Genomic DNA, 21,611 nt, shown 5'->3' with positions numbered 1-21,611 from the left:
AGATTCTGATTATTTTAAATATTTATTTTAACAAACATAGAAAAAAGCGATCGGAAATTTCTTTCCAGCCGCTTTCTTGAATAGCATTTACTTGTAATCCATCCTCTATATCAAATGGATTTTGAACTTTAAATATTTCTTCCATCAGCTTCAAAAACTCTTCTTCAGTTTTAGATTCACCATTAACCATAAGTGAGTATGGTTCCACTTCACCTAATTTATAATCGACAACAAATTGAATCTTCACCTTTTGTCTTGGCGTTCCGGTGTTATACCCTTGGAATTCTACTAATTCTAACCCTTCCGTTCCACGATAATATATCCAACCTGAATTTTGAAAATAATTTTCGAAAGATTCACCTATTGAAAAGAAAGGATATTCATAAAGCGAGCTTGTACGAACCTTTTGAATAACGTCTCGATCAGTCGGAAAAAAGAAATGACTAAAAAATATGCTAGCAACTGCTAAAATAGTAACAATTGTCGCTCCCATTTTGCTCGTTCCGCCGCTATCATTGATTAGATAGTTTTCAACTGATTTATCTTTTATTTCTCTTGCTTTTATTCGGTATATACGTCTTTCCGCAAATTGATAGTATAATCCATTTGCAAAAATCCCCATTCCAAACAGAATAAAAATGAGTAATAAAAACGTAAGAGGCACCATATTAATGATTGGCAACGCTACATTAAATCCCATATAATACGAAAATGCATCACACGCTACTAATAACAACATAAATAAAGCAGCTGGTACATAATACTTACGATATCCTAGCCAGCCTATATTGAAAATAGCAGCCCAACCATTCCAGCTCCACCTAGCAATCCGCTTATTCTCAAGATCCCATTTCCTTTTGTAATACGGATATTGTCTCCCTACATATACTTCCAGTTCTTTATCTATTAACGAGCTACCTTCCTCTTGTTCATTATCCAAGTTTCGCTGACAACTTGCACAATTTAACTGTTCCTCCTCGCAAGGTTGCCCACAATTTATACATTTCAAAACAATCCCTCTTCCCATCCATACGTCATTTCAAAATTCCTTCGTGTTTTAATAACCACTCTTTCCTCCATAAACCACCAGCATATCCAACAAGCTTTCCACTCTTTCCTATTACACGGTGACATGGAACAATTATTGAAATTGGATTCCGACTATTTGCCCCTCCTATTGCCCGTACAGCTTTTATATTTCCAACTTTCTCTGCAATATCTAAATATGAAGCACTTACGCCGTATGGAATAGTATAAAGTGCATCCCATACATTTTTTTGAAATGCTGTTCCCTCCGCAGACAGCGGGACCGTAAACTCTTTTCTTTTCCCTTTAAAATATTCATCTAACTCATTTATACATTGTTCTATCATTTCATTTTTATTTTCTTCTTCTCGTTCATCAACAAATATAACAGACGTAATTCCTTCTTGATTCGCTGTAATTTCAAGCAAACCTACTTCGCTTTCATAATAAGCCTGGTACATATGCCATCCTCCAATTCAGTTCATATTAGTCATTGTAACACGAATATACAAAATTTTTCGTATAAGCGTTTTATTAGAGAAACAAAAAAGAGAATGGTAAAATATAAGAAAATTCAATCAAGGAGGCTATTTGATGAATTCCAAGCTTTTTTCACCTTATACAATTAAGAACGTTACACTAAAAAATCGTATCGTTATGTCGCCTATGTGTATGTATTCATCGGGGAATGAGGATGGCAGCGTTACGAATTTTCATCTCATTCATTATGGAACTCGCGCTGCTGGCCAAGTAGGTTTAGTTATGGTTGAAGCAACTGCGGTGTTAGCTGAAGGACGAATTTCTAACAAAGACTTAGGTATTTGGGATGACAACCTAATTGAAGGCTTACATAAAACGACTACTTTTATACATGATAACGGCGCAAAAGCTGCCATTCAACTCGCTCACGCCGGAAGAAAAGCAGAATTAGAAACAGATGCGTTAGCTCCTTCAGCCATTCCATTTAATGAAACAATGAAAATGCCAATAGAAATGAGCAAACACCAAATTAAAAATACTGTATTAGCTTTTCAGCAAGCTGCAGTACGATCAAAACAAGCTGGATTTGATGTTATCGAATTACATGGCGCTCACGGTTACCTTATCAATGAATTCCTATCACCACTTACTAATAAACGAACGGATAAATACGGCGGCTCACCTGAAAACCGCTATCGTTTCTTACGCGAAATTATCGACTCTGTAAATGAAGTTTGGGACGGACCAATATTCGTTCGTATTTCAGCAAATGATTATCACCCTGACGGGCTAACGGTTCAAGATTACGTTCAGTATACAAAGTGGATGAAAGAACAGGGAATAGATTTAATCGATTGTAGTTCTGGCGCAGTTGTACCAGCACTTATTGATGTGTATCCCGGTTATCAAGTACAATACGCCAAACATATTAAAGAGCATGCTAACATTGCAACTGGTGCAGTTGGATTGATTACGACTGGGTCACAAGCAGAGCAAATTTTAAATAATAACGAAGCTGATTTAATTTTTATCGGACGTGAGTTACTTCGCAATCCGTACTTCCCGAGAATAGCGGCCAATGAACTTGGCTTTGAATTGCAAGAACCATATCAATACAAGCGAGCACCAGGGAAAATTCATACGAATAAATAAAACCGAGAAGAATGACTTCTCGGTTTTATTTATTCTATCGTTGTAATTTCATTTGAATTATAAGTATGGATACCCGATTCTTCTCGCAGCGCGGTTATATACATCCCTTTAGCCACATCTTTAGCTGAAATTGGTTTATACTTTTTGAAAGCCCCTTTAAATATAAAAGGAATAATACGAGATAACTTTTCAGCCATTTGTTCGCCGAAACGAAATTCTTGTCGATTTCCTACTAATAATGATGGTCTAAAAATGTGAATACCACCGATCACTAACTTTTGCAATTCTTCTTCCATTTTCCCTTTCACTTGTGAATAAAAGAAAAATGATTTAGGATTCGCTCCCATAGAAGACACGACAAGGAAATTTTGTACCCCTTGTTTTTCAGCTAAACAAGCAGCTCGTAACGTATATTCATAATCTACTTTTTTAAAATTTGCTTTTGTTTTTGCTTTTTTTATTGTTGTTCCTAAGCAACTAAAAACATCATCCACAGCAAAGAACTCTTTATATTCCTCTAATACCGAAAAATCAACTTGTTTCTGCTGTAACTTCTCATGTTGCAATTGCATTGGCTCTCTTACAAAAATAGTAACCGAATCGTAGTAATCTGATTCAAGTAATAGACGCGTTATCTCTTGTCCAACTAAACCACTTGCACCAAGTATTAACGCTGTTCGCTTATTCATATATGCATATACCTCTTATTTTACTTTTCTCTCCTTCAATAAAATACAACCTTTAGGAGTTTCCTGCTCTTATTTTACCACAAGTAAAACACTATGCGTACGCATAGTGCTTTACTCACTCTTTTTTCTCATCTCTCTCTTGTAATTTCGTTATTGTTGTAGCGTCCCCTAAATTACTTATTAATCTTCTTAAAAAAATTAATACGAAAGATAATGGCAATACTACCGCTAATATTAATAAAATAGCTTCCATTAAGTAACCCAAGCGCTCATCCCCCTCTTTACCTCCTTTTCAATATATGAAAACAGCGTTGTCACATATGCATGCATTTGCAAAAATAATACACCTATATTTGACAACTTTATAACAAAAACAAATCGGAATGATTATTATTTATTGCAACTTTATTAAAGATGTATTATACTAAGTTCGCAAACTAAAACGTAATTATTCCGTTTTGTATTAAAATGATATTTTTCTTCTATAATTGGGGAAAATATATCCGTAAAAAAGAAAAGAGGAGAACTTCATGCCTAAAAGATTGACTATATTTTCATTCTTACTTATTTTTACCTTAATTTTCGCTGGCTGCTCAAATAAAAAAGAAAGTAATGCCAAGAAAGATGGAAAGCTAACAGTTTATACAACGATTTTCCCACTTGCTGATTTCGCAAAGAAAATTGGTGGCGACTATGTAAATGTTGAAGCAATTTACCCACCTGGTGCAGATTCACATACATTTGAACCAAGTCAAAAACAAACAGTACAAGTTGCAAAAGCCGATTTATTTGTTTATAACGGCGCTGAATTAGAACCATTTGCTGAAAAAATGGAAAAAACATTACAAAAAGAAAATGTTAAAATTGTAAATGCATCTAAAGGTATTGAGCTTCGTGCTTCTACTGAAGAAGAGCATCATGATCATGGAGATGGCCATAAAGAAGATGAACATCATCACGATAAAGACCCACATGTTTGGTTAGATCCTACTCTAGCAATGAAACAGGCAGAAAAAATTAAAAATGCACTTGTAGAATTACAACCTGAACATAAAAAAGAATTCGAAAAAAACTTTGCAGCACTTCAAACTAAATTTACTGATTTAGACGATCAATTTAAGGCAGCTGTAGCGAACGCAAAAACGAAAGAAATTTTAGTTTCTCATGCTGCCTATGGTTACTGGGAACAACGATACGGCCTAAAACAAATTCCTATCGCTGGAATTTCAGCTTCTGATGAACCATCTCAAAAGCAGCTTGCTGACATTACAAAAACAGTAAAAGAACATAATCTAAAATATATTTTATTCGAAACGTTCTCTACTCCAAAAGTAGCATCCGTAATTCAAAAAGAAACTGGTACAAAAGTTTTACGCTTAAATCACTTAGCTACTATTTCTGAAGATGATGCAAAAAATAATAAAGATTACTTCACTTTAATGGAAGAAAACGTAAATACATTGAAAGAAGCAACAAACTAATCCATTATATTTTCTAGGCAGCTGAATCTGTTATTCAGCTGCCTTTTTATGTATTTATCCTTGACTTGACCAAAATAACAAGTAAAATTATCCATATTAGCTTGAAAGCTATATTAATTTAGAAGGTGAGTTGGAATTATGAATCTTCACATTTGTGAAGTAACAGCAAAAAATTGGCGTTCAGTAGTTGCTTTAGACGTCGCAAAAGATCAGCAACAATTTATTGAAAGTAACGCGTTTTCTTTAGCAGAATCATTATATGAAGGAAACGGAACGTCAGTAGGTTTATATGATGGAGAAACACTTGTAGGATACGCAATGTATGGATGGTATTCAGTAAAACATAAAAGTGTATGGCTCGATCGCTTTATGATTGACCAACAATATCAAGGAAAAGGATACGCAAAACGTTTCCTTCGCTTACTCATTCAATTCTTACAAGAAAAATTTGAATGCAAAATAATTTACTTAAGTTTACATCCAGACAACAAACTTGCAATGGGACTGTATGAATCATTTGGTTTCCGCTTAAATGGGGATATTGATGATGAAGGTCCAGTTGTAGGTGTTGTAATGGAGTTACTAATAGACGAAAATACAAGCCTGTGAAAACAGGCTTTTTATTATACAGTTATCATTTTTTAGTTTCTTTTCCTTATTTAATTCTGTTCTACAATCTAATAGAATGCTCATAAAAAAATAAGCCTGCAATTTACGCAGACTTATTTCACACACTCCTCGAAATGTTCTTGGAACCACTCTTTATTAATATCTCTTCCGATAAAAACTACTTCACTTACTCGCTCTTCTCCCTCTTGCCACTCTCTATCGTACGAAGCAGCAAATAACGTATGTACACCTTGGAAAACGATACGTTTATCTACTCCATCTATCGATAAAATTCCTTTGTAACGATATAAATATTCCCCTAGCTCTTGAACGACAGCTGACATCCACTCATTAAGCTTTTGTAAATCCAGCGGACGTTCTTCACGTAATACAAATGATTTCACACCTTCTAAGTGGTTATGTTCTTTATGAGGGTAAATTTGCAACGTATCTTTCGTTTTAAACGTTTGGATTTGTAATAAAGATGGTATATCTACCTCACAGTTAGTCGCCTCAATTAACCTTGCAGTCGGGTTAATTCCTTGAATTTCATGCAAGAGATTTTCTTTCTCATTCTCTTCAATTAAATCTAATTTATTTACTAAAACGACATCAGCAAACGCAATTTGCTCTTTTGCTTCTAATCCTTTTTCAAAATGTTTATGTATATGATAACTATCTACTACCGTTACAACACCGTTAATTTGGTAAGCAGATTGAATGACTGGATCTAAAAAGAATGTTTGAATAATCGGGCCTGGATTTGCAAGGCCAGTCGTTTCAATTACTAAACCATCAAAATCCATTTTCCCTTCCGCTTTTACGTCCAGTAACTGTTTTAAAGCAACGAGTAAATCTTCACGTACAGTACAGCATAAACAGCCATTTGTCATTTCCATAATTTCTTCTTCCACATTCATAATCAACTGATTATCAATGCCAATTTGCCCTATTTCATTTACAATCACTGCTAATTTCTTACCGTGATTTTCTGATAAAATACGATTTAATAAAGTCGTTTTCCCTGATCCAAGAAAACCAGTTAATATTGTTACTGGAATCATTCCTTACATCTCCTTATAGCTATATGTTTCTACATTATAGCATATAGAGAAAATCATTTTTTTAGCAAAACATATTTATTGTATGTACACCCCCCAAACTATATAATAATACGTAGTAAGAAAGCCTTTTCAAAATAATAATTATTCATCAAGGGGGTACTTATAATGGAACGAGTTCAAATGAATGAAACGCTAGAATTCTCTCGTATTATTCAAGGATTTTGGCGTTTAGCAGAATGGAATATGACGAAACAAGAATTACTTTCTTTCATTGAAGATTGTATGGATATGGGAATTACTACTTTTGATCACGCTGACATTTACGGCGGATATACGTGTGAAGGATTGTTTGGAGAAGCTTTACAATTAAAGCCTTCCTTACGAGAAAACATGCAAATTATTACAAAGTGTGGAATCGCTCCCCCATCACCGAAATTTCCAGAGCGATATGTGGCTCACTACAATACTAGTGCAGAGCATATTATGCAAAGTGTAGAAGCATCACTTAAAAATTTACATACAGATTATATTGACGTATTACTTATTCATCGTCCCGATCCTTTTATGGATCCAAATGAAGTGGCAAAAGCCTTTTCACAATTAAAACAAGAAGGAAAAGTTCGTCACTTCGGTGTATCTAACTTCTTACCTTCACAATTTAATATGTTAAATTCGTACTTAGATTTTCCACTTATTACGAACCAAATTGAAGTTTCTGCATTGCAGCTTGAGCATTTTGAAAAAGGAACAATTGACTTATGCCAAGAAAAACGAATCAATCCAATGATTTGGTCACCTCTTGCTGGTGGTGAGATCTTTACTGGTCAATCAGAACGTGCTGTACGTGTACGCGAAACTGTGCAAAAAGTTGCTACTGAGCTAGGTGTTTCTAATATCGATACGGTTATGTATGCTTGGTTACTTGCTCATCCAGCTAATATGATGCCAATCGTTGGCTCTGGTAAATTAGATCGCGTAAAAACTGCCGCTCTTGCTACAAAAGTTAACTTAGACCGTCAACAATGGTTTACAATTTTCGAAAGCTCTAATGGACATCCTGTACCATAATGCATAAAAAGAAGAGCTATTTTCTTACAGCTCTTCTTTTTCATATGTATTTCTAGTCATGGCAAATACACACATATCCCTTAATCCGTTTCCATCTACCGCAACACTCGCACTTTCTAACGTACCTTCTAACTTAAAACCTAATTTCTCAGGTATCGCTCTACTCTTCTTATTTAAAGAATCACAACGAATTTCTACACGGTTTGCTTTCAATTCAGAAAAAGCGTAATCCGTTATACCTTTCGCAGCCTCTACCATATAGCCTTTTCCGCTAAACCTTGTATCAATCCAATATCCGATTTCAAATTGAGGTATATCCCAATTAATACGATGCAATCCGGCTGAAGCAATAAATTCACCTGTTTCTTTCGAAAATACTAGTAATCTTAAATCCTCACGTTGCAAAAATTGAATATGTGATTTTCTAATACTTTCTTCTACTTCTTGCTCTGTTTGCTCTTTTTGTGCAAACACCATCCAAGGTTTTAGTTCTTCTATTGAAGCCTGAATTGCATCATATACAACTTTACCATCTCCTGGTTTCGGCATTCGAATAAAAAGCCTGTCAGTATAAAATTCAGAAGGAAAATCGAATAATAACGGATTCACTGTAAACACTCCCTATATTTCTTTTATATATAATAATATCCATCTCAAGTTATATAGTAAAGAATTTTCTGAATTAAAAGCCTTTTACTCATTCACTTCCGCCGCTACACGAATTCCAGATTCAATCGCACCTTGAATCCATCCGTGATATAGCGTTGTATGATCTCCAGCGAAGAATATTCTCCCCTCTGGTTTGACAATCGCTGGTTGCAGCTCAGATTCTTGACCTGCTTGAAAAAGTGCAAATCCTCCAAGCGCATACGGATCCAATGTCCAGCTTTTTGATATTCCAGATATAAACTCATCATACACTTGACCACCTAATATTGTTGCTAAGTTGTGTAATGCGTAATAAATACGATCACCTTTTGATAAACCATCCCATAACAACGCGTCATAAGACCATGTATAGCTACCTAACATCATAGCCGGTCCTTTCTCACCAATTCCATAACTTGGATAATAGGCATAACGAATTGGCAAATCTGTTATAATTCTGCCACCTAATTGTCCTTGTTCTTCCCAAAATCGGCTTTTAAATTGAATTCCTATTTTCGTCGCAGGCATATAATGTAATTCACGAATTGCTTTCCATTTTTCATGAGATATAGAATCAAACGGATCTACTTCTACAAAACGCATTGTCGAAAACGGAATGGTAACAATAACTAAATCTCCTGTAATACTGCTATATTCAAAAGTTTCCTCGTTCCGATAGAAAGCTGTCACACCATTATCGTGTTGATGTAACTTCATTAATTTTTGATTATATATAATATTTTCTTCTAATTGCGGTAAAAATGACTTTGGTAATCTATCATTCCCGCCCACAATTTCACAAAATCCGCTCTCCTCTTGCATAATGTATAGAAAGCGTAAAGTCTCTACAAACGACCGTTCTAAAAAACCTTCTAGATCTAATAGAACACCGATCATCTCAATTGTTACTGGCGAAAAGTAAGTATTATACTGATAAGGATGATACTTCAAAAATTGTCCTGTGGAATATCTCCCAAAATCCTTCACTACAACATCCCAATTTTTCTCTGGATTTCTTTTAATAAAATTTATTATCGGCTGTACTGCTAGTAACAATAGTTCTTCAGACGTTTTTCCCACTTCGTTCATTTCCACAGGATACCTTAAAATACTCGGATCCTTTTCATATTGTTTCAACGTCGTTTTCCGTCCATTTACATAGATAATATCCGTCTCATTCCTATTAATAAAAGGACTCACCTGTAGCCCAAACTTTCTTATATATGCCATCGTTAATGTATGTGTATACGGAATTCTCATTGCTCCAACATCTAAATATAATCCGGTATCTTCCATTCTAACTGTCTCTATACGGCCACCTACCCGGTTGTTTGCTTCAAAAATTTTCACATCATGTCCTGCAGCCTTTAATAAAGATGCTGAAACTAATCCAGCCATACCAGCTCCCACAATAATAATTTGTTTTGGACTTATCGTCTTCTTCAATCCTTTATCTATAACTTTTAACGCTTCATCCATTTCAGTGTTATACATTATATCTTTCTGCACAATTCCACCCCTTACTTCATCAAATAGACGTTAGTGGTTTAGTGCATTTTATTCATAGATCCCCATAAACATAACACCATTGCAATTTGAATATTCACTAAAAGTACATAAGAGACAGATTTCATATTTCTTTATGCCTCGTATAATATAACAACCGCAACGAAGGAGTGACTAAAAAATGAAACATACTTATGATTACCACGCTACAAAAAAGCATTTAGAATTAAAGAAACAAAACTTATGTAAAAAACTTAGCAATATGACACTATCTGAAAAAGAACGTGAACAGCTAAAATGTGAAATTGACAACTATGAATATATTTTAAATCTGGTCGAAATGAATCATTATGAACGCGGATTTTCTCGTTAAAAGCGGAAATAGGATTATCCACTTTTCATTTTGAGCATTTCACTACGCATTTTTCATAAGTAAATATATAATAGGATGTACATTAAGATTGAGAGGTATATTCTATGATCAAGTTAAGTGTATTAGACCAATCACCTATTTCAGATGGTAGCACAGCAGCCCAAGCTTTTTCACATACAGTTACGCTTGCACAAGAAGTTGAAAAACTCGGATTCACACGTTTTTGGGTATCCGAACATCATAATTCCGTAAGCTTAGCTGGTTCAAGTCCAGAAATACTTATTTCTCATATTGCCGCGAAAACGGACCGTATTAGAGTCGGTTCAGGTGGTGTTATGTTACCGCATTATAGCCCATATAAAGTCGCTGAGAATTTCCGCGTTTTAGAAGCACTGTATCCAAATCGTATCGATCTCGGTGTTGGTAGAGCTCCTGGTGGTATGCCAATAGCAACTCGCGCACTTCAAGAAGGGAAAATGGTCTCACTTGATCAATATCCAGAACAAATTGCAGATGTTGCAATGTACTTACATGATCAAGTACCAGAAAACCATCACTATGCAAACTTAAAAGCCACTCCAGTTATCCCAACGTCTCCTGAAATGTGGATGCTCGGTTCTAGCGGAGAGAGCGCTAAAATTGCTGCAAACAACGGAGCTTCTTTCGCATTTGCGCAATTTATTAATGGCTTCGGAGGCCCTGAAGTTATGAGGGCTTACCAAGAACAATATCAGCCTTCATTTTTAGGAGATAAGCCTAATTCAATCGTTGCCATTTTTGTTATATGCGGAGAAACAAATGAAGAAGCGAAAAAAATTGCTTCTAGTTTAGATTTATCAATCTTATTATTAGAGCAAGGAAAACGAACTACTGGTACACCTTCTATTGAAACTGCTCAAAATTATTCATACAGCGCTTATGATTTATTCCGTATAAAAGAAAATCGTCAACGTATGATTGTTGGTGATCCGTCTTCTGTAAAAGAAAAAATAATAAACTTAAGCAAAGCATACAATACTGACGAATTTATGATTGTCACGATTACTCATCAATTTGAACATAAATTAAAGTCTTATCGCTTATTAGCAAATGCTTTTAATTTATAATTCTAAAAAGAGATGCATCACATATGATGCATCTCTTTTTCTTACTACTTATTGTTTTCATTTCCTATATATTCAATAGCTTCTTTTAATAGCTCTTCAAAGTTAATAGGATAATCATGATCTAAGTCAGGCACAACTTTATACTTATGTTCTATATTCTTCTCTCTTAATAGTTGTACAAATTGCTGCGTGGATTCGAAACAATCTGCATCTTGATCCCCGCATACTATATATCCTTTTATATGTTTATCCTGCAGCACTCTTAGCAACTCATCCCATTCTTCAATCTCGGGAAGCCATGGTGCCATAAAAACAAAACCATCAACCTCTATATCTTTTTGCAAAATCGTATATAAAGCTACTCTTGCCCCTGCAGAAAAACCACCAATGATTACATTTTCTACTGTATGGTTTTCTATAAACTTATTGTAATGCCCTTTTAATTCTTCTTTCCCTCTCTCTATATCATCCCAAACAAATCCATCTGAAAACTGAATTTGTGAAGACTGTGGTAAAGCTAACGTGTAATCTTGTGTCAAAACTGATTTCCAATATGGCTCTACTATTTGAATATTTTCTTGGTCACCGTGCAATGTAAGTAGTAGATTTCCTTCTTTCTTGCTGTATATATATTTCACATCTGGTCTTTCCTTTTTATGTGCTAATTCTTCTCTTTCTTTACATAATTGCACCATTGTATGAAATTCTTCAAATTTATGTAGTGATTTTAAATCTTCGTCGGAAATTAAATACTCATTTCCATACCAGAATCCCTTTTCTATAATGGCCTCTCTCATTAAATGTAATGCTTCTTTTTCAAGTCCCGATGCACTTGCGAGTGCATACTTAAAATTATATATTTGCGCCTCATTCCCTATTACACCTGTAGCGTTTTCCATTATATAATTGTACGCTTCAAAACTTCCTTTATTTGCATAACAACGTAACGTTTCATTTAATAATTGAATGTAAGTCATGCTATTTTTCATGTACCAATTCCCCCGAAACCTTTTATAATATTTTTTGCGAATCTTTATACCACTTTGTATAACCCACGCTAACAATACCTTATTCTCAAAATGATGCTTAATAGTTACTCTTCCCTGTCCAATACATTTAGTATAAATAATAATAGACTGAAAAATCAATATTTTAACAAACAAAAAAAGACAACAATATATGTATTGTTGTTTTCATTACATCTACCCGCTCTTTTGTTTTTTTCTATCTGGTTTACTTGAAACTAAATAATGTTTTTCTGAAATATATAAGTCTCTTTTTAAGCTACGATTTAAGTAAGGTCCTAGCTTCATTCCGCATATGAGGCGATCTTCGCTACCTTCAACAATTGGGAACATTTCTTTTTCTGTTACGTATTGGTCTACTGCTTTTTGTACGACATCAATTTCTTTCACTAGGCTTAAATTTTCTGCTGTATGTTCAAATACCTCAAGCGTTTCCTTCGTTATGAGAAAATCATTTGTTGGAAATGCAGGTAAATACGGTTTTAACAAATCATAATTTACTGTATAATCTTCATTTACTAATACTGTATAAACGATATTAGCATTCGTTTCTAAAAACTGAGCCATCGCTTGTTCTAATTCATCTTTCGTAATTTCCCGCTCTTCTTTTCCAGTTCTGAAAAAGCGAAACATCGCATCGCCTCCTTTTTACTATATTATAGCATAAAAGAAAACTGAAAAATCATAAAAAAACCCATTGAAATAATTTTTCAATGGGTTTCTATTATATTTATCGTTATTTTAAGAATGCACTTAGCATCCATACATGCTGTTCTAATGTTGTATGAATTGCTAACAGCATGTCAGCTGATGTTTCATCACCAGCTTCACCTGCAACTTCCATACCTTCTTTTAATTCTTGAATAAGTGCAGAATAATCATTCACTAATGTTTGCACCATTTCTTCTGCAGATTCTTTGCTTGTCCCTTCGCTGACACTAGATGTTGCGAGATATTCTTTCATTGTCGCTAATGGTTTACCTTCTAAAGCTAAAATACGTTCTGCTAACTCATCAATATACGTTCCAGCCTCATTATAAAACTCTTCAAATTTCTCATGTAATGTAAAGAAGTGTGGCCCTGTCACATACCAGTGATAATTATGTAGTTTAACATATAACACATTCCAGTTTGCTACCTGCTTGTTTAATACTTCAACAACATTTGTTTTCGTACTCATACAATCACTCCTCTTATCATTTTGTAATGTTTATCTTTTAATAACCTAATTACATTTTACCATACATTCCCTTTCCTTTCGAACAATTGGCTTATATGTAACAAAGTTTTAACACCTTTAATGCTTCCCTAATATCATTAAATTCATGTATTTTTTCAAACACTTCATACGTCTAATTGTCCAAGCTCATACATATGCATAATAGTACATCAAGCTCATCATAGTAGAAAGAGGGATAACATGGACAATCAACAATGGCAAGTAGCAAAGAAAGTAGCCGCTACTTATATCGGAACTGTCGTTGGAGCTGGATTTGCTACTGGACGAGAAATTGTTGAATTTTTCACAGTGAATGGATTATACGGGACAATTGGCATATGTGTAAGTGGATTTTTTTTTATTTGGCTTGGCACAAAGATGATGTTACTTTCATCACAAATCGGGGCATTTTCAGCGCAAGAATTTAACAAATATTTATTTGGGGATGTATTTGGGAATGTTGTAAACACATTATTATTACTCGTTTTATTCGGCGTAACGAGCGTTATGTTATCAGGGGCTGGTGCAGTATTTGAAGAGCAACTTCGCTTACCAAGACAACTCGGTATTCTTATTACAGTTATCGCTTGTCTTATTATAAGTAGCCGCGGATTACAAGGTGTTTTTGAAGTAAATACACTTGTCGTACCTATTATGATGATTTTTATTATCGGACTTGCTATTACAACCTTTTTTCACGGTACACCTTCCATTAATAACACTATTCCTGCAGAGAACTGGAATATGAAATGGATTACTAGCCCTATTACATATGTCGCCTTAAATCTTTCTCTCGCCCAAAGTGTTCTCGTCCCATTAGCCAGTGAAGTAAGAGATCGAAAAGCTATTTTTTGGGGTGGGATTTTGGGTGGTGCTGGACTTTCTTTAATTTTATTATGCAGCCATTTAGCAATCTTATCAGTCGATCAATTTTACCAATATAACATCCCAATGGCTGAAGTCATAAGAAGATTTAATGCAACTTTTCACTTCTTTTTCGTTCTCATTATTTTCGGTGAAGTTTTCACAACTTTAGTTGGTAATGTGTTCGGAATGACAAAACAGATGCAATCTATTACTGGGTGGAAAAATAACAATATTATTTTCTTCATTTTACTAATTAGTTATTGCTTTAGCTACATCGGTTACAGTGACTTACTTCACATTCTATATCCTATCATCGGATGGGTAAGTATTGTTATACTGCCAATCATTGCGTTTAAACAACTTCAAAAAACATAAAAAAGCATCCATGTTATTGGATGCTTTTTTATGCTCATTCACAATCATCACATACTTCCCAGTACGGTCCCATTTCTAATGCTAAATATGGCTTTAACTGCAACCGAATCATTCGACTAGGCATGCGCTCTAAAACAAATTGAATACCTTCTTCATCTTCGTCTAATTCAACTTTTGAAATCGCAATTCTTTGCATAGTTGTAATGGGAATTCCATCTTTATATAAAGTGATTTTCACCTCATCGTATTCATTAAAATATAATTCGACACTCATTTGATTTTTCAGTATTTCATCAACAATTTTAAATGTATTATTTTGTTCTTGGATTATATATTTCCATCCGCCTCTATCTTCTTTCGGAGCTGTTTGAAATAATGTCTCCAAATCCTCGTATAGCATAAGATAACCCCTCTCTTACTAAAAAACGATGAGTATTTTATATACCCTTTATCTCTATCACTATCCATAGCTATTGTACCATATATCAACGTTCTTACCGTATTCATTTGCTTCATACATACTTATAAAATAACTAATTCTATCTCCATTATTATGTATATTACCTCATTACTCCATACACTCTTACAAGTTCAAATAACGACAGACTTTAATCCATGCAAATATTGTCTACTCTCTGCTTTTATTAGCTCACAGCATTCACACTTTTATATATAGTAAGACTACCACAAATAAAAAAGGAGAGTGACTTATACCACTCCCCTCAAAAGACCTTCCCTATAGCTGCTAAAACTAATACGATTATTAAAATTGCAAATAATAATGAGACAATGAAACTAAAAATAGGTAACGCTTTCTTTTCATTCTTCTTAAATAGTAACTTTAAACTAAGAAAAATATTTACTGGTACAAATATAAAATAAAAATATTTAACAATTTGCACCGAGCTATTCGAAAGTGTTTTTAATATAAACACTTCAATTAGAAAAACAATAAAAAATGAAATACTTAGCCAAAATGAGACGTAACTAAGCCAAGAATGTCTTTTTGTCCCCCAATACACTCCCATAATACTCTCCTTTTATTTGTATTCTATACGTTAATAATTATACACAAAGCTAACAAATACCTCTATTTTTCGACAAACATTATGCAAAATACCATTTTAAACGTCATAAAGGAAGTTTACATCTCCATTTGATTTTACACAATAAAACAGACTACCCTACTAGGGGATAGTCTGTTCTCTATTAGACTTTAAATCTGTCAATTAGTCCTTGCAACTCTTCAGCCATTTGAGATAGCGTGCCTGCTGCAGATCCAATTTCCTCCATCGAAGCTAGCTGTTCTTCAGCTGAAGCCGCAACATTTTGTGTGCTTGTCGCATTATTTTGTGCTGTCATTGCAATTTGTCCTACCGAAATAGATACTTCATTTGCCCCTTTTGACATTCCATTAGCCGTTTCAACCATCGTCTTAATTTGATTAGCTATTTCATTTGTAGATTGTAAGATTTCAGCAAAGTTTTGCTTCGTTTCATTTGCGATAACAAGTCCAGATTGAACTTCCTCATTTACATGATTCATAGATTTGACTGTCTTACCCATATCATCTTGTATTTCACATATTAATTTACTAATTTCACTAGAAGATACGCTAGACTGCTCTGCCAATTTACGCACTTCATCTGCAACAATTGCGAAACCTCTTCCATGCTCACCGGCTCTTGCGGCTTCAATCGCCGCATTTAGAGCTAGAAGGTTTGTTTGATCTGCAATATTTTGAATTACTTCTAAAATATCACCAATTTGTTTTGATTTATTATTTAGTAATTGTATAACTGCATCTGATTGTGAAACCGATTCTGCAATAGACTGCATCTGGTTTACTGTTCTTCCTACTAGTTTCCCACCATCTTCTGCTTTTTCACGAGTATGTGCAGAAGCCGTATTAATAGATGATGAACTATTTGCTACATGTTGAATTCCTTCCGTTACATCAAACAGTAACATAGCGCCATTTTCTACGCTTGTTGTTTGCGTCGTTGCCCCACTTGATATTTCATCCATTGCGATTGTGATTTGCTCAGTCGCTTCACTCGCTTGCCTTACACTTGCAGTTAGCTCTTCTGATGCCGCTGCAACATGCCCAGCTGAATCGTTAATTCTTCCAATTAACGTCCGTAACGAATTCGTCATCTCATTAAAGCCTTTAGCAAGTTGGCCGATTTCATCATTAGAATGAATTTCAATTGTTTGCGTTAAATCCCCTTCGCTTATTTCTTTAGAGGTAACAACTAATCTCTTTAAAGGCTTCGTAATTGAAAGTGTTACAAAATAAATAAGTGCCCCGCCTACTACTAATGAGATAAGCATAACAATTAACATATTATAAAATACAGGTTGAGCAGCTTCAATTACTTCACTTGAGTACATCGTCCCACCAATTTTCCAACCTGTTTTTACATTTGTAGCAAATACCATATTCTTTTCACTACCGCCATAAGAATATGAAAAAGCACCGTGATTATCTTCATAAATTTTCTTTGCCCAAGAATCAGCCGCTTTTTCCCCTGATTTTTCTTGTGGATGAGCAATTATTTTTTGCTTTCCATCTAAAATGAAGGCATATCCTTTTTTACCAATATTAATTAACTTTGATGTTTTTAATAAATTATCTAAACTTAAATCTAGCGCAACAACTCCATTTTTATCTTCTGTTTGTTTTGCGATTGTTACGACAATATGTCCATTTCCTTTTGCCTTATATGGCTCAGTAACAACAATACCACCTTGTTTTGCAACTGCATCTTTATACCAAGAACGCTCTGTTGGATCATAGTCTGCTGCCATTTGTATATTTGGTTCTTGTACAAATTTTTTATCATTTCCGGCAACATATACTTGTTCAATATCTTTATTTAAATTTATATATTGAGATAACATTTTTCTTAATTCATCCTGATTATCTCCTTGATACATATTCCCCTGAATCACCCGTGCAAAATTATTCACATCATTAAATTTTGCATCAATCATTTGATTGATTAAATTATCCAGTATTTTTATATTGTCGTTGGCACTACTCTTAATTTGCGATTCAAAATTCTTTTTGGCTGTTTGATAAGACATGCCTCCGATAATAGACACAGCCGCAATTAAAATTACAAAGAATGAAATTAATAGCTTTTTTGCTACTTTCATATCACGAAACAAATTTAATAGTTTACCCATTATGAACCTCCTAATTTTCAAATTTAAAAGTTAAATTGAGTTAATTATGAATATTTCCCAATCCCTAATTATTATTTTCATAACCTATTATGATGAATACTTTGTAAAGTTTAAACAATTAATTTCCCTTTGTCTATATATATAAATAATATTATTATAAAATTTACAAATAGAAAAAACCAAAGGGGCACCCTTTGGTTTTTACATTTTTTTATGTTGTTTAGAAAGTTTTTTCCACTTATCACGCTCTGCTCTGGCAAGGATTGCATCTTGTTTTCTTATAAAATACGCCAGTTCTCTTTGTAATTTTTTATAGCTTTTCAAACGATCTATCGTAATAAGTCCGTTTTCAATTGCACTATACACCGCGCACCCTGGTTCATTCTCATGCTTACAATCACGGAAACGGCATGTTGTCGCAAGTTCTTCAATATCAGAGAATGTTGTTTGAATCGCTTCGCTTCCTTCCCAAAGTTGCAATTCCCTCATACCGGGAGTATCAATTACGAGAGCGCCACTTGGCAATTGAAATAACTCTCGATGCGTTGTCGTATGCCTTCCCCTACTATCCTCCTCACGTATATCTCCCGTTTTTGCTACCTCAATTCCTATTAGCGCATTTAACAAAGTTGACTTTCCTACCCCTGATGACCCAACTAAAGCAATTGTTTTCCCTGAAGAAACGAATTGTTTCAACGAATCAATACCTGTATGCTCTAAACTATCAACAACAAAAATAGGAACACCAATTGCTATAGCTTCCGTTTCTACAATTTTTTGTTCTATATCATTACATATACTACTCTTTGTTAAAACAATAACTGGCATAGCGCCACTTTCATACGCTAATAATAAATAACGTTCCATCCTTCTAACATTAAAATCATGATTAAGTGCATTCACTAAAAATAAATAATCTACATTTGCTGCTATAATCTGTTCTTCTGTTCTTGTTCCAGCCTCTTGTCTTGAGAAAGAGCTTCTTCGCTGGAAAATACGATGAATAATCGCTTTCTTTTCATCTTCTATTTTCTTTATATACACCCAATCACCAACTGCTGGATAATCGCCTTTCGTAACTGCTTCATGCCGAAACTTCCCAGACAGTTCTGCCATATACTCACCATCATTACAAATAATTCGATATATATGCTTATGCTCGAGTAAAATTCGTCCTACTTCAAAGTTCTCAACAGCTTGTTCCTCAAAAAAAGAATCCCAGCCGAACGATTCTAAAATATTTTGATTCAAATTGATATCCTCCCTAGTGTAAGCTAAGCGGAAGGATCGTGCGCTCACTTATATAGTCTCGCCCTTTCCATCCACCTTTGTATTTGGTTTATTATTCATATAAGTTATTTTCGCCATAATACATCACCCCGTTCTTCTTTTAATTACTCTCATTATATGGAATTCTCCTATAAAAAGCCACATTATTTAACGTAATTTTCAAACAACTTTCTTTTGAGCATTCTAATTTGTCCTCGGTGACTAATTTCATCTTCTAGCACATGATACCAAAGATAGTGCTGGTTATATATTACACCGTTAGGCCACTTTCTTTCTGACATGAGCCACTCATCACTTTGTTCACTTAAATACTTCAGAGATTCTTCTCGAACACTTTGTAGAAGTTGTACATAATACTGTATTTCATGACCACGGATCGCTCTACCTGCTTCCCCTAAATACAGTGCATCTTCCCATATTTCTAATTCTTCTTTTGTAAAGTCACGATTTTGAAATGAAATAAGCTGATGAACTTTTTCAATAGCTGCTATATGCTTTAATAGGGCGCCAATTGAATTTCCGCTGCTCTGCATAATTAAATCTAATTGCTCAACTGATAAATTTTTTACTTCGCCTAATGTTACAGCCCTCGTATGCTCCAGCATGCTTACTAATTCCCCTATATTTTTTGTATAACCATCTACACTTCTTATTCGATAATCTATCTTCATATCACGCACCCCTTTCTGCATTCATATTATTGTAAAAATGATTCATATAATAGACTGAAACCTTTCGAAATTTTCTGTTATAATTAAATTGAATACAAAATATACCCAAACAAACTTTCTCAATATGCTTATATGAAATATTAAAAGGAATCAATATAAAATAATCGAATCTTATTCACTAAAAGGAGTGGATTCGATGGAAATGTATCAATGGCTAACCGCTGTTCTCGTTGGTGGCATTACCGGCTTCGTTTCCCATCTAATCAATAACCAAGGTAAGTTATTGCTTCCACGCCGTTTGAAAACATTTTTTCATTTTGGATTTTTAACTGATATTTTTACTGGTAGCCTAGCCGCACTTCTTGGGCTCGTTTTATTCGATGTCACCGCGATAAAAGAAATTATAAAAGTATCCATTGTAACTGCTATTTCTGGCCAAACTTTCTTACTACATCAAGCTCTTGGTGGCGAACAGGCTAAAAATACGCAAATTGGGAAAGCTGATGAGAAGATTCAAGAAATTGACAAATTATTGCGACGTTAGTGTATACTTTCTTTTAAAATTATTGTTATAATGAGAAATAAATATTTTCTATTGCGTCGTTTGTCAGGAGAAAGGGTGTTTCGTATGACAAAAAAGAAAATAGAAGATTTCTTAACAAACTCCGAAAAAGAGGAACTGCTAGAAAACTATAAATGTTTACGAGAAGCCCGCACAAAAAGCGAAGCTAACTATTTTGGTGAAGCAGTAAACCATCTATTAAATAAAGCAAAACAACGAATTATTAAAGATGCAGGTATACATGATGAAAATGCTGCAACTGTTCAATCAAAGAGAAAAGCACTGTTTTAGCTACATTAGCTAAAACAGTGCTTTTTATTTAGAATTTTTTTCTTTCCATGCTATATTCTCTCCGCCTTTATCTTTCCATTTTTACAGTTTCAAAAGTCATCTAGACCTAAAGATCAACCTAATAATATTAGCCCACGCAAACCATTTTAATAATAGATAAAATAATTGAACTAGTAATGCTACAAACTAAATAAGTTTATTAAATCGCTTCTTTTAAATCTGAATGCGGATTTGGTCCGTATTGATTGTCATTTTCTTCACTTTCAATGATAAAAAATACAAGTAAAACAACGCTACCAAACGGTACAAAATTTAATAGTTGCCACCATCCCGTTTTCCCAATATCATGTAATCGTCGTGCACCAACCGAAAAACTTGGTATAATCATTACTAACATAAATAGCAACGCAATAATAGCAACTAACACCTCTGAAAATGATGATAAAAATAACAGTAGCCAAAAAATTACGATATTGGATAAACTAAAAATCCAGTACTCTTTTCGCGTAGCTCTACCACTAAAATTCCTATAATTCTTTAGAGCTTTCAAATACCATTGCATTTAAACCTCTCCCTTTTATCCCCAATAAAATTAAAATATGTAATTATTAACAGATAAGTAGAAATATAATACAACATTTATGTAAAATCCATATCCCCATCTAAATTGCCCTCTATTTAAATAGTTTTTTCCTTCGGCATTTTTCACATTACTTTCACATCTATTTCACAAATATAAGTAGTCCGATATGCTAAACTAAGTATATCCTTTTCCAAGGAACTATATGCCGATATATAAATCCCTATCTTTATAGGGATTTTTATTTTTTGATTCCTCATAACTTTGTTACAATACATTTCTTCTACTATTTCTATACTTTTAGTAACTACTTTAATTAAAAGCACATTCATGTATT

The 21,611-nt window shown here is 34.1% G+C and carries 26 protein-coding genes; 9 read left to right on the top strand and 17 right to left on the bottom strand.

What is annotated here, in order from left to right; all coding sequences use genetic code 11:
- Window positions 1-22 precede the first annotated feature (22 nt).
- Window positions 23-1,027, bottom strand: a complete 1,005-nt coding sequence (locus MR112_RS04015) for a DUF2628 domain-containing protein (protein ID WP_002023926.1) — start codon at window positions 1,025-1,027, stop codon at window positions 23-25.
- A 7-nt stretch (window positions 1,028-1,034) separates the two neighbouring features.
- Window positions 1,035-1,487, bottom strand: a complete 453-nt coding sequence (locus MR112_RS04010) for a methylated-DNA--[protein]-cysteine S-methyltransferase (protein ID WP_000283910.1) — start codon at window positions 1,485-1,487, stop codon at window positions 1,035-1,037.
- 133 nt (window positions 1,488-1,620) lie between these two features.
- On the opposite strand from MR112_RS04010, the gene namA reads away from it, so the two are divergent.
- The gene (namA, locus tag MR112_RS04005; RefSeq protein WP_242244793.1) at window positions 1,621-2,658 is read left to right on the top strand and encodes an NADPH dehydrogenase NamA; all 1,038 of its coding nucleotides are present in this window, start codon (window positions 1,621-1,623) and stop codon (window positions 2,656-2,658) included.
- 29 nt (window positions 2,659-2,687) lie between these two features.
- On the opposite strand, the gene MR112_RS04000 is transcribed toward namA, so the two are convergent.
- Complete coding sequence (locus MR112_RS04000) at window positions 2,688-3,347, bottom strand: oxidoreductase (RefSeq protein WP_001042735.1); 660 nt, start codon at window positions 3,345-3,347, stop codon at window positions 2,688-2,690.
- A gap of 115 nt (window positions 3,348-3,462) precedes the next feature.
- Window positions 3,463-3,612 carry a hypothetical protein gene (locus tag MR112_RS03995; RefSeq protein ID WP_000540932.1) on the bottom strand — a complete coding sequence of 50 codons (150 nt, stop codon included), beginning with the start codon at window positions 3,610-3,612 and terminating at the stop codon, window positions 3,463-3,465.
- A 265-nt stretch (window positions 3,613-3,877) separates the two neighbouring features.
- On the opposite strand from MR112_RS03995, the gene MR112_RS03990 reads away from it, so the two are divergent.
- Both MR112_RS03990 and MR112_RS03985 read left to right on the top strand, forming a co-directional pair.
- Complete coding sequence (locus MR112_RS03990; RefSeq protein ID WP_001126150.1) at window positions 3,878-4,828, top strand: metal ABC transporter substrate-binding protein; 951 nt, start codon at window positions 3,878-3,880, stop codon at window positions 4,826-4,828.
- 138 nt (window positions 4,829-4,966) lie between these two features.
- On the top strand, window positions 4,967-5,437 hold the full coding sequence (locus MR112_RS03985) for a GNAT family N-acetyltransferase (protein ID WP_001048677.1): 471 nt from the start codon (window positions 4,967-4,969) through the stop codon (window positions 5,435-5,437).
- Between the two features lie 113 nt (window positions 5,438-5,550).
- Here the strand turns inward: MR112_RS03985 and MR112_RS03980 are convergent, their stop codons facing one another.
- The gene (locus MR112_RS03980; RefSeq protein ID WP_078186767.1) at window positions 5,551-6,501 is read right to left on the bottom strand and encodes a CobW family GTP-binding protein; all 951 of its coding nucleotides are present in this window, start codon (window positions 6,499-6,501) and stop codon (window positions 5,551-5,553) included.
- 165 nt (window positions 6,502-6,666) lie between these two features.
- Here MR112_RS03980 and MR112_RS03975 point away from each other — a divergent pair, with 165 nt between their 5' ends.
- Window positions 6,667-7,569 carry an aldo/keto reductase gene (locus MR112_RS03975; protein WP_242244792.1) on the top strand — a complete coding sequence of 301 codons (903 nt, stop codon included), beginning with the start codon at window positions 6,667-6,669 and terminating at the stop codon, window positions 7,567-7,569.
- A gap of 24 nt (window positions 7,570-7,593) precedes the next feature.
- Here the strand turns inward: MR112_RS03975 and MR112_RS03970 are convergent, their stop codons facing one another.
- Window positions 7,594-8,178: a GNAT family N-acetyltransferase gene (locus MR112_RS03970; RefSeq protein ID WP_001068736.1), complete on the bottom strand. Its 585-nt coding sequence runs from the start codon at window positions 8,176-8,178 to the stop codon at window positions 7,594-7,596.
- 84 nt (window positions 8,179-8,262) lie between these two features.
- A complete protein-coding gene (locus MR112_RS03965; protein WP_025687611.1) occupies window positions 8,263-9,726 on the bottom strand; it encodes a flavin monoamine oxidase family protein in 1,464 nt (487 codons plus the stop codon).
- Between the two features lie 178 nt (window positions 9,727-9,904).
- On the opposite strand from MR112_RS03965, the gene MR112_RS03960 reads away from it, so the two are divergent.
- Together MR112_RS03960 and MR112_RS03955 are read left to right on the top strand one after the other, a co-directional pair.
- Window positions 9,905-10,096: a DUF3896 domain-containing protein gene (locus MR112_RS03960; protein ID WP_000683366.1), complete on the top strand. Its 192-nt coding sequence runs from the start codon at window positions 9,905-9,907 to the stop codon at window positions 10,094-10,096.
- Between the two features lie 104 nt (window positions 10,097-10,200).
- Window positions 10,201-11,202: an LLM class flavin-dependent oxidoreductase gene (locus MR112_RS03955; RefSeq protein WP_226368369.1), complete on the top strand. Its 1,002-nt coding sequence runs from the start codon at window positions 10,201-10,203 to the stop codon at window positions 11,200-11,202.
- Between the two features lie 44 nt (window positions 11,203-11,246).
- Here MR112_RS03955 and MR112_RS03950 read toward each other — a convergent pair whose 3' ends face one another.
- The 3 genes from MR112_RS03950 to MR112_RS03940 all read right to left on the bottom strand — a co-directional run bounded on the left by MR112_RS03950 (window position 11,247) and on the right by MR112_RS03940 (window position 13,407).
- Window positions 11,247-12,191 (bottom strand): alpha/beta hydrolase, encoded by a 945-nt coding sequence (locus tag MR112_RS03950; RefSeq protein ID WP_242244791.1) that lies wholly within the window; start codon window positions 12,189-12,191, stop codon window positions 11,247-11,249.
- 213 nt (window positions 12,192-12,404) lie between these two features.
- Window positions 12,405-12,860 carry a DUF3939 domain-containing protein gene (locus MR112_RS03945; protein WP_000488210.1) on the bottom strand — a complete coding sequence of 152 codons (456 nt, stop codon included), beginning with the start codon at window positions 12,858-12,860 and terminating at the stop codon, window positions 12,405-12,407.
- Window positions 12,861-12,963: 103 nt separating this feature from the next.
- Window positions 12,964-13,407 (bottom strand): Dps family protein, encoded by a 444-nt coding sequence (locus MR112_RS03940; RefSeq protein WP_000105199.1) that lies wholly within the window; start codon window positions 13,405-13,407, stop codon window positions 12,964-12,966.
- 240 nt (window positions 13,408-13,647) lie between these two features.
- Between MR112_RS03940 and MR112_RS03935 the strand changes: the two genes are divergently transcribed.
- Window positions 13,648-14,688: a YkvI family membrane protein gene (locus MR112_RS03935; protein WP_000370205.1), complete on the top strand. Its 1,041-nt coding sequence runs from the start codon at window positions 13,648-13,650 to the stop codon at window positions 14,686-14,688.
- 34 nt (window positions 14,689-14,722) lie between these two features.
- Here MR112_RS03935 and MR112_RS03930 read toward each other — a convergent pair whose 3' ends face one another.
- The 5 genes from MR112_RS03930 to MR112_RS03910 form a co-directional block, all read right to left on the bottom strand.
- Window positions 14,723-15,088 carry a DUF3979 family protein gene (locus MR112_RS03930; protein ID WP_000965068.1) on the bottom strand — a complete coding sequence of 122 codons (366 nt, stop codon included), beginning with the start codon at window positions 15,086-15,088 and terminating at the stop codon, window positions 14,723-14,725.
- 322 nt (window positions 15,089-15,410) lie between these two features.
- Window positions 15,411-15,716: a hypothetical protein gene (locus MR112_RS03925; protein ID WP_000539569.1), complete on the bottom strand. Its 306-nt coding sequence runs from the start codon at window positions 15,714-15,716 to the stop codon at window positions 15,411-15,413.
- Between the two features lie 181 nt (window positions 15,717-15,897).
- Window positions 15,898-17,880, bottom strand: a complete 1,983-nt coding sequence (locus MR112_RS03920) for a HAMP domain-containing methyl-accepting chemotaxis protein (protein WP_000517284.1) — start codon at window positions 17,878-17,880, stop codon at window positions 15,898-15,900.
- Between the two features lie 201 nt (window positions 17,881-18,081).
- Entirely contained in the window at window positions 18,082-19,131 is a 1,050-nt protein-coding gene (gene rsgA / locus MR112_RS03915) for a ribosome small subunit-dependent GTPase A (RefSeq protein WP_001073050.1), read from the bottom strand.
- A 182-nt stretch (window positions 19,132-19,313) separates the two neighbouring features.
- Window positions 19,314-19,841, bottom strand: a complete 528-nt coding sequence (locus tag MR112_RS03910) for a DinB family protein (RefSeq protein WP_000687338.1) — start codon at window positions 19,839-19,841, stop codon at window positions 19,314-19,316.
- 196 nt (window positions 19,842-20,037) lie between these two features.
- On the opposite strand from MR112_RS03910, the gene MR112_RS03905 reads away from it, so the two are divergent.
- A complete protein-coding gene (locus MR112_RS03905) occupies window positions 20,038-20,385 on the top strand; it encodes a DUF4257 domain-containing protein (RefSeq protein WP_000426317.1) in 348 nt (115 codons plus the stop codon).
- Window positions 20,386-20,469: 84 nt separating this feature from the next.
- The gene (locus MR112_RS03900; RefSeq protein ID WP_000162602.1) at window positions 20,470-20,694 is read left to right on the top strand and encodes a hypothetical protein; all 225 of its coding nucleotides are present in this window, start codon (window positions 20,470-20,472) and stop codon (window positions 20,692-20,694) included.
- A gap of 199 nt (window positions 20,695-20,893) precedes the next feature.
- Here the strand turns inward: MR112_RS03900 and MR112_RS03895 are convergent, their stop codons facing one another.
- Both MR112_RS03895 and MR112_RS28855 read right to left on the bottom strand, forming a co-directional pair.
- Window positions 20,894-21,256, bottom strand: a complete 363-nt coding sequence (locus MR112_RS03895) for a DUF805 domain-containing protein (RefSeq protein ID WP_242244790.1) — start codon at window positions 21,254-21,256, stop codon at window positions 20,894-20,896.
- A 143-nt stretch (window positions 21,257-21,399) separates the two neighbouring features.
- Window positions 21,400-21,606 carry a hypothetical protein gene (locus tag MR112_RS28855; RefSeq protein ID WP_001101741.1) on the bottom strand — a complete coding sequence of 69 codons (207 nt, stop codon included), beginning with the start codon at window positions 21,604-21,606 and terminating at the stop codon, window positions 21,400-21,402.
- Window positions 21,607-21,611: the final 5 nt, after the last annotated feature.

Source organism: Bacillus cereus group sp. BfR-BA-01330, assembly GCF_022663885.1.
In the GTDB taxonomy this organism is placed as follows: domain Bacteria; phylum Bacillota; class Bacilli; order Bacillales; family Bacillaceae_G; genus Bacillus_A; species Bacillus_A cereus.
The sequence above is the reverse complement of the archived record's forward strand: the minus strand, read 5'-3'. Positions and strand labels throughout refer to the sequence as shown.

What these genes read in the sequence shown, in the direction of transcription:
- MR112_RS04015 (WP_002023926.1), bottom strand. Translation starts at nt 1,027, where the DNA reads ATGGGAAGAGGGATTGTTTTGAAATGTATAAATTGTGGGCAACCTTGC.
- MR112_RS04010 (WP_000283910.1), bottom strand. Translation starts at nt 1,487, where the DNA reads ATGTACCAGGCTTATTATGAAAGCGAAGTAGGTTTGCTTGAAATTACA.
- namA (WP_242244793.1), top strand. Translation starts at nt 1,621, where the DNA reads ATGAATTCCAAGCTTTTTTCACCTTATACAATTAAGAACGTTACACTA.
- MR112_RS04000 (WP_001042735.1), bottom strand. Translation starts at nt 3,347, where the DNA reads ATGAATAAGCGAACAGCGTTAATACTTGGTGCAAGTGGTTTAGTTGGA.
- MR112_RS03990 (WP_001126150.1), top strand. Translation starts at nt 3,878, where the DNA reads ATGCCTAAAAGATTGACTATATTTTCATTCTTACTTATTTTTACCTTA.
- MR112_RS03985 (WP_001048677.1), top strand. Translation starts at nt 4,967, where the DNA reads ATGAATCTTCACATTTGTGAAGTAACAGCAAAAAATTGGCGTTCAGTA.
- MR112_RS03980 (WP_078186767.1), bottom strand. Translation starts at nt 6,501, where the DNA reads ATGATTCCAGTAACAATATTAACTGGTTTTCTTGGATCAGGGAAAACG.
- MR112_RS03975 (WP_242244792.1), top strand. Translation starts at nt 6,667, where the DNA reads ATGGAACGAGTTCAAATGAATGAAACGCTAGAATTCTCTCGTATTATT.
- MR112_RS03960 (WP_000683366.1), top strand. Translation starts at nt 9,905, where the DNA reads ATGAAACATACTTATGATTACCACGCTACAAAAAAGCATTTAGAATTA.
- MR112_RS03955 (WP_226368369.1), top strand. Translation starts at nt 10,201, where the DNA reads ATGATCAAGTTAAGTGTATTAGACCAATCACCTATTTCAGATGGTAGC.
- MR112_RS03950 (WP_242244791.1), bottom strand. Translation starts at nt 12,191, where the DNA reads ATGAAAAATAGCATGACTTACATTCAATTATTAAATGAAACGTTACGT.
- MR112_RS03945 (WP_000488210.1), bottom strand. Translation starts at nt 12,860, where the DNA reads ATGTTTCGCTTTTTCAGAACTGGAAAAGAAGAGCGGGAAATTACGAAA.
- MR112_RS03940 (WP_000105199.1), bottom strand. Translation starts at nt 13,407, where the DNA reads ATGAGTACGAAAACAAATGTTGTTGAAGTATTAAACAAGCAGGTAGCA.
- MR112_RS03935 (WP_000370205.1), top strand. Translation starts at nt 13,648, where the DNA reads ATGGACAATCAACAATGGCAAGTAGCAAAGAAAGTAGCCGCTACTTAT.
- MR112_RS03930 (WP_000965068.1), bottom strand. Translation starts at nt 15,088, where the DNA reads ATGCTATACGAGGATTTGGAGACATTATTTCAAACAGCTCCGAAAGAA.
- MR112_RS03925 (WP_000539569.1), bottom strand. Translation starts at nt 15,716, where the DNA reads ATGGGAGTGTATTGGGGGACAAAAAGACATTCTTGGCTTAGTTACGTC.
- MR112_RS03920 (WP_000517284.1), bottom strand. Translation starts at nt 17,880, where the DNA reads ATGGGTAAACTATTAAATTTGTTTCGTGATATGAAAGTAGCAAAAAAG.
- MR112_RS03910 (WP_000687338.1), bottom strand. Translation starts at nt 19,841, where the DNA reads ATGAAGATAGATTATCGAATAAGAAGTGTAGATGGTTATACAAAAAAT.
- MR112_RS03905 (WP_000426317.1), top strand. Translation starts at nt 20,038, where the DNA reads ATGGAAATGTATCAATGGCTAACCGCTGTTCTCGTTGGTGGCATTACC.
- MR112_RS03900 (WP_000162602.1), top strand. Translation starts at nt 20,470, where the DNA reads ATGACAAAAAAGAAAATAGAAGATTTCTTAACAAACTCCGAAAAAGAG.
- MR112_RS03895 (WP_242244790.1), bottom strand. Translation starts at nt 21,256, where the DNA reads ATGCAATGGTATTTGAAAGCTCTAAAGAATTATAGGAATTTTAGTGGT.
- MR112_RS28855 (WP_001101741.1), bottom strand. Translation starts at nt 21,606, where the DNA reads ATGAATGTGCTTTTAATTAAAGTAGTTACTAAAAGTATAGAAATAGTA.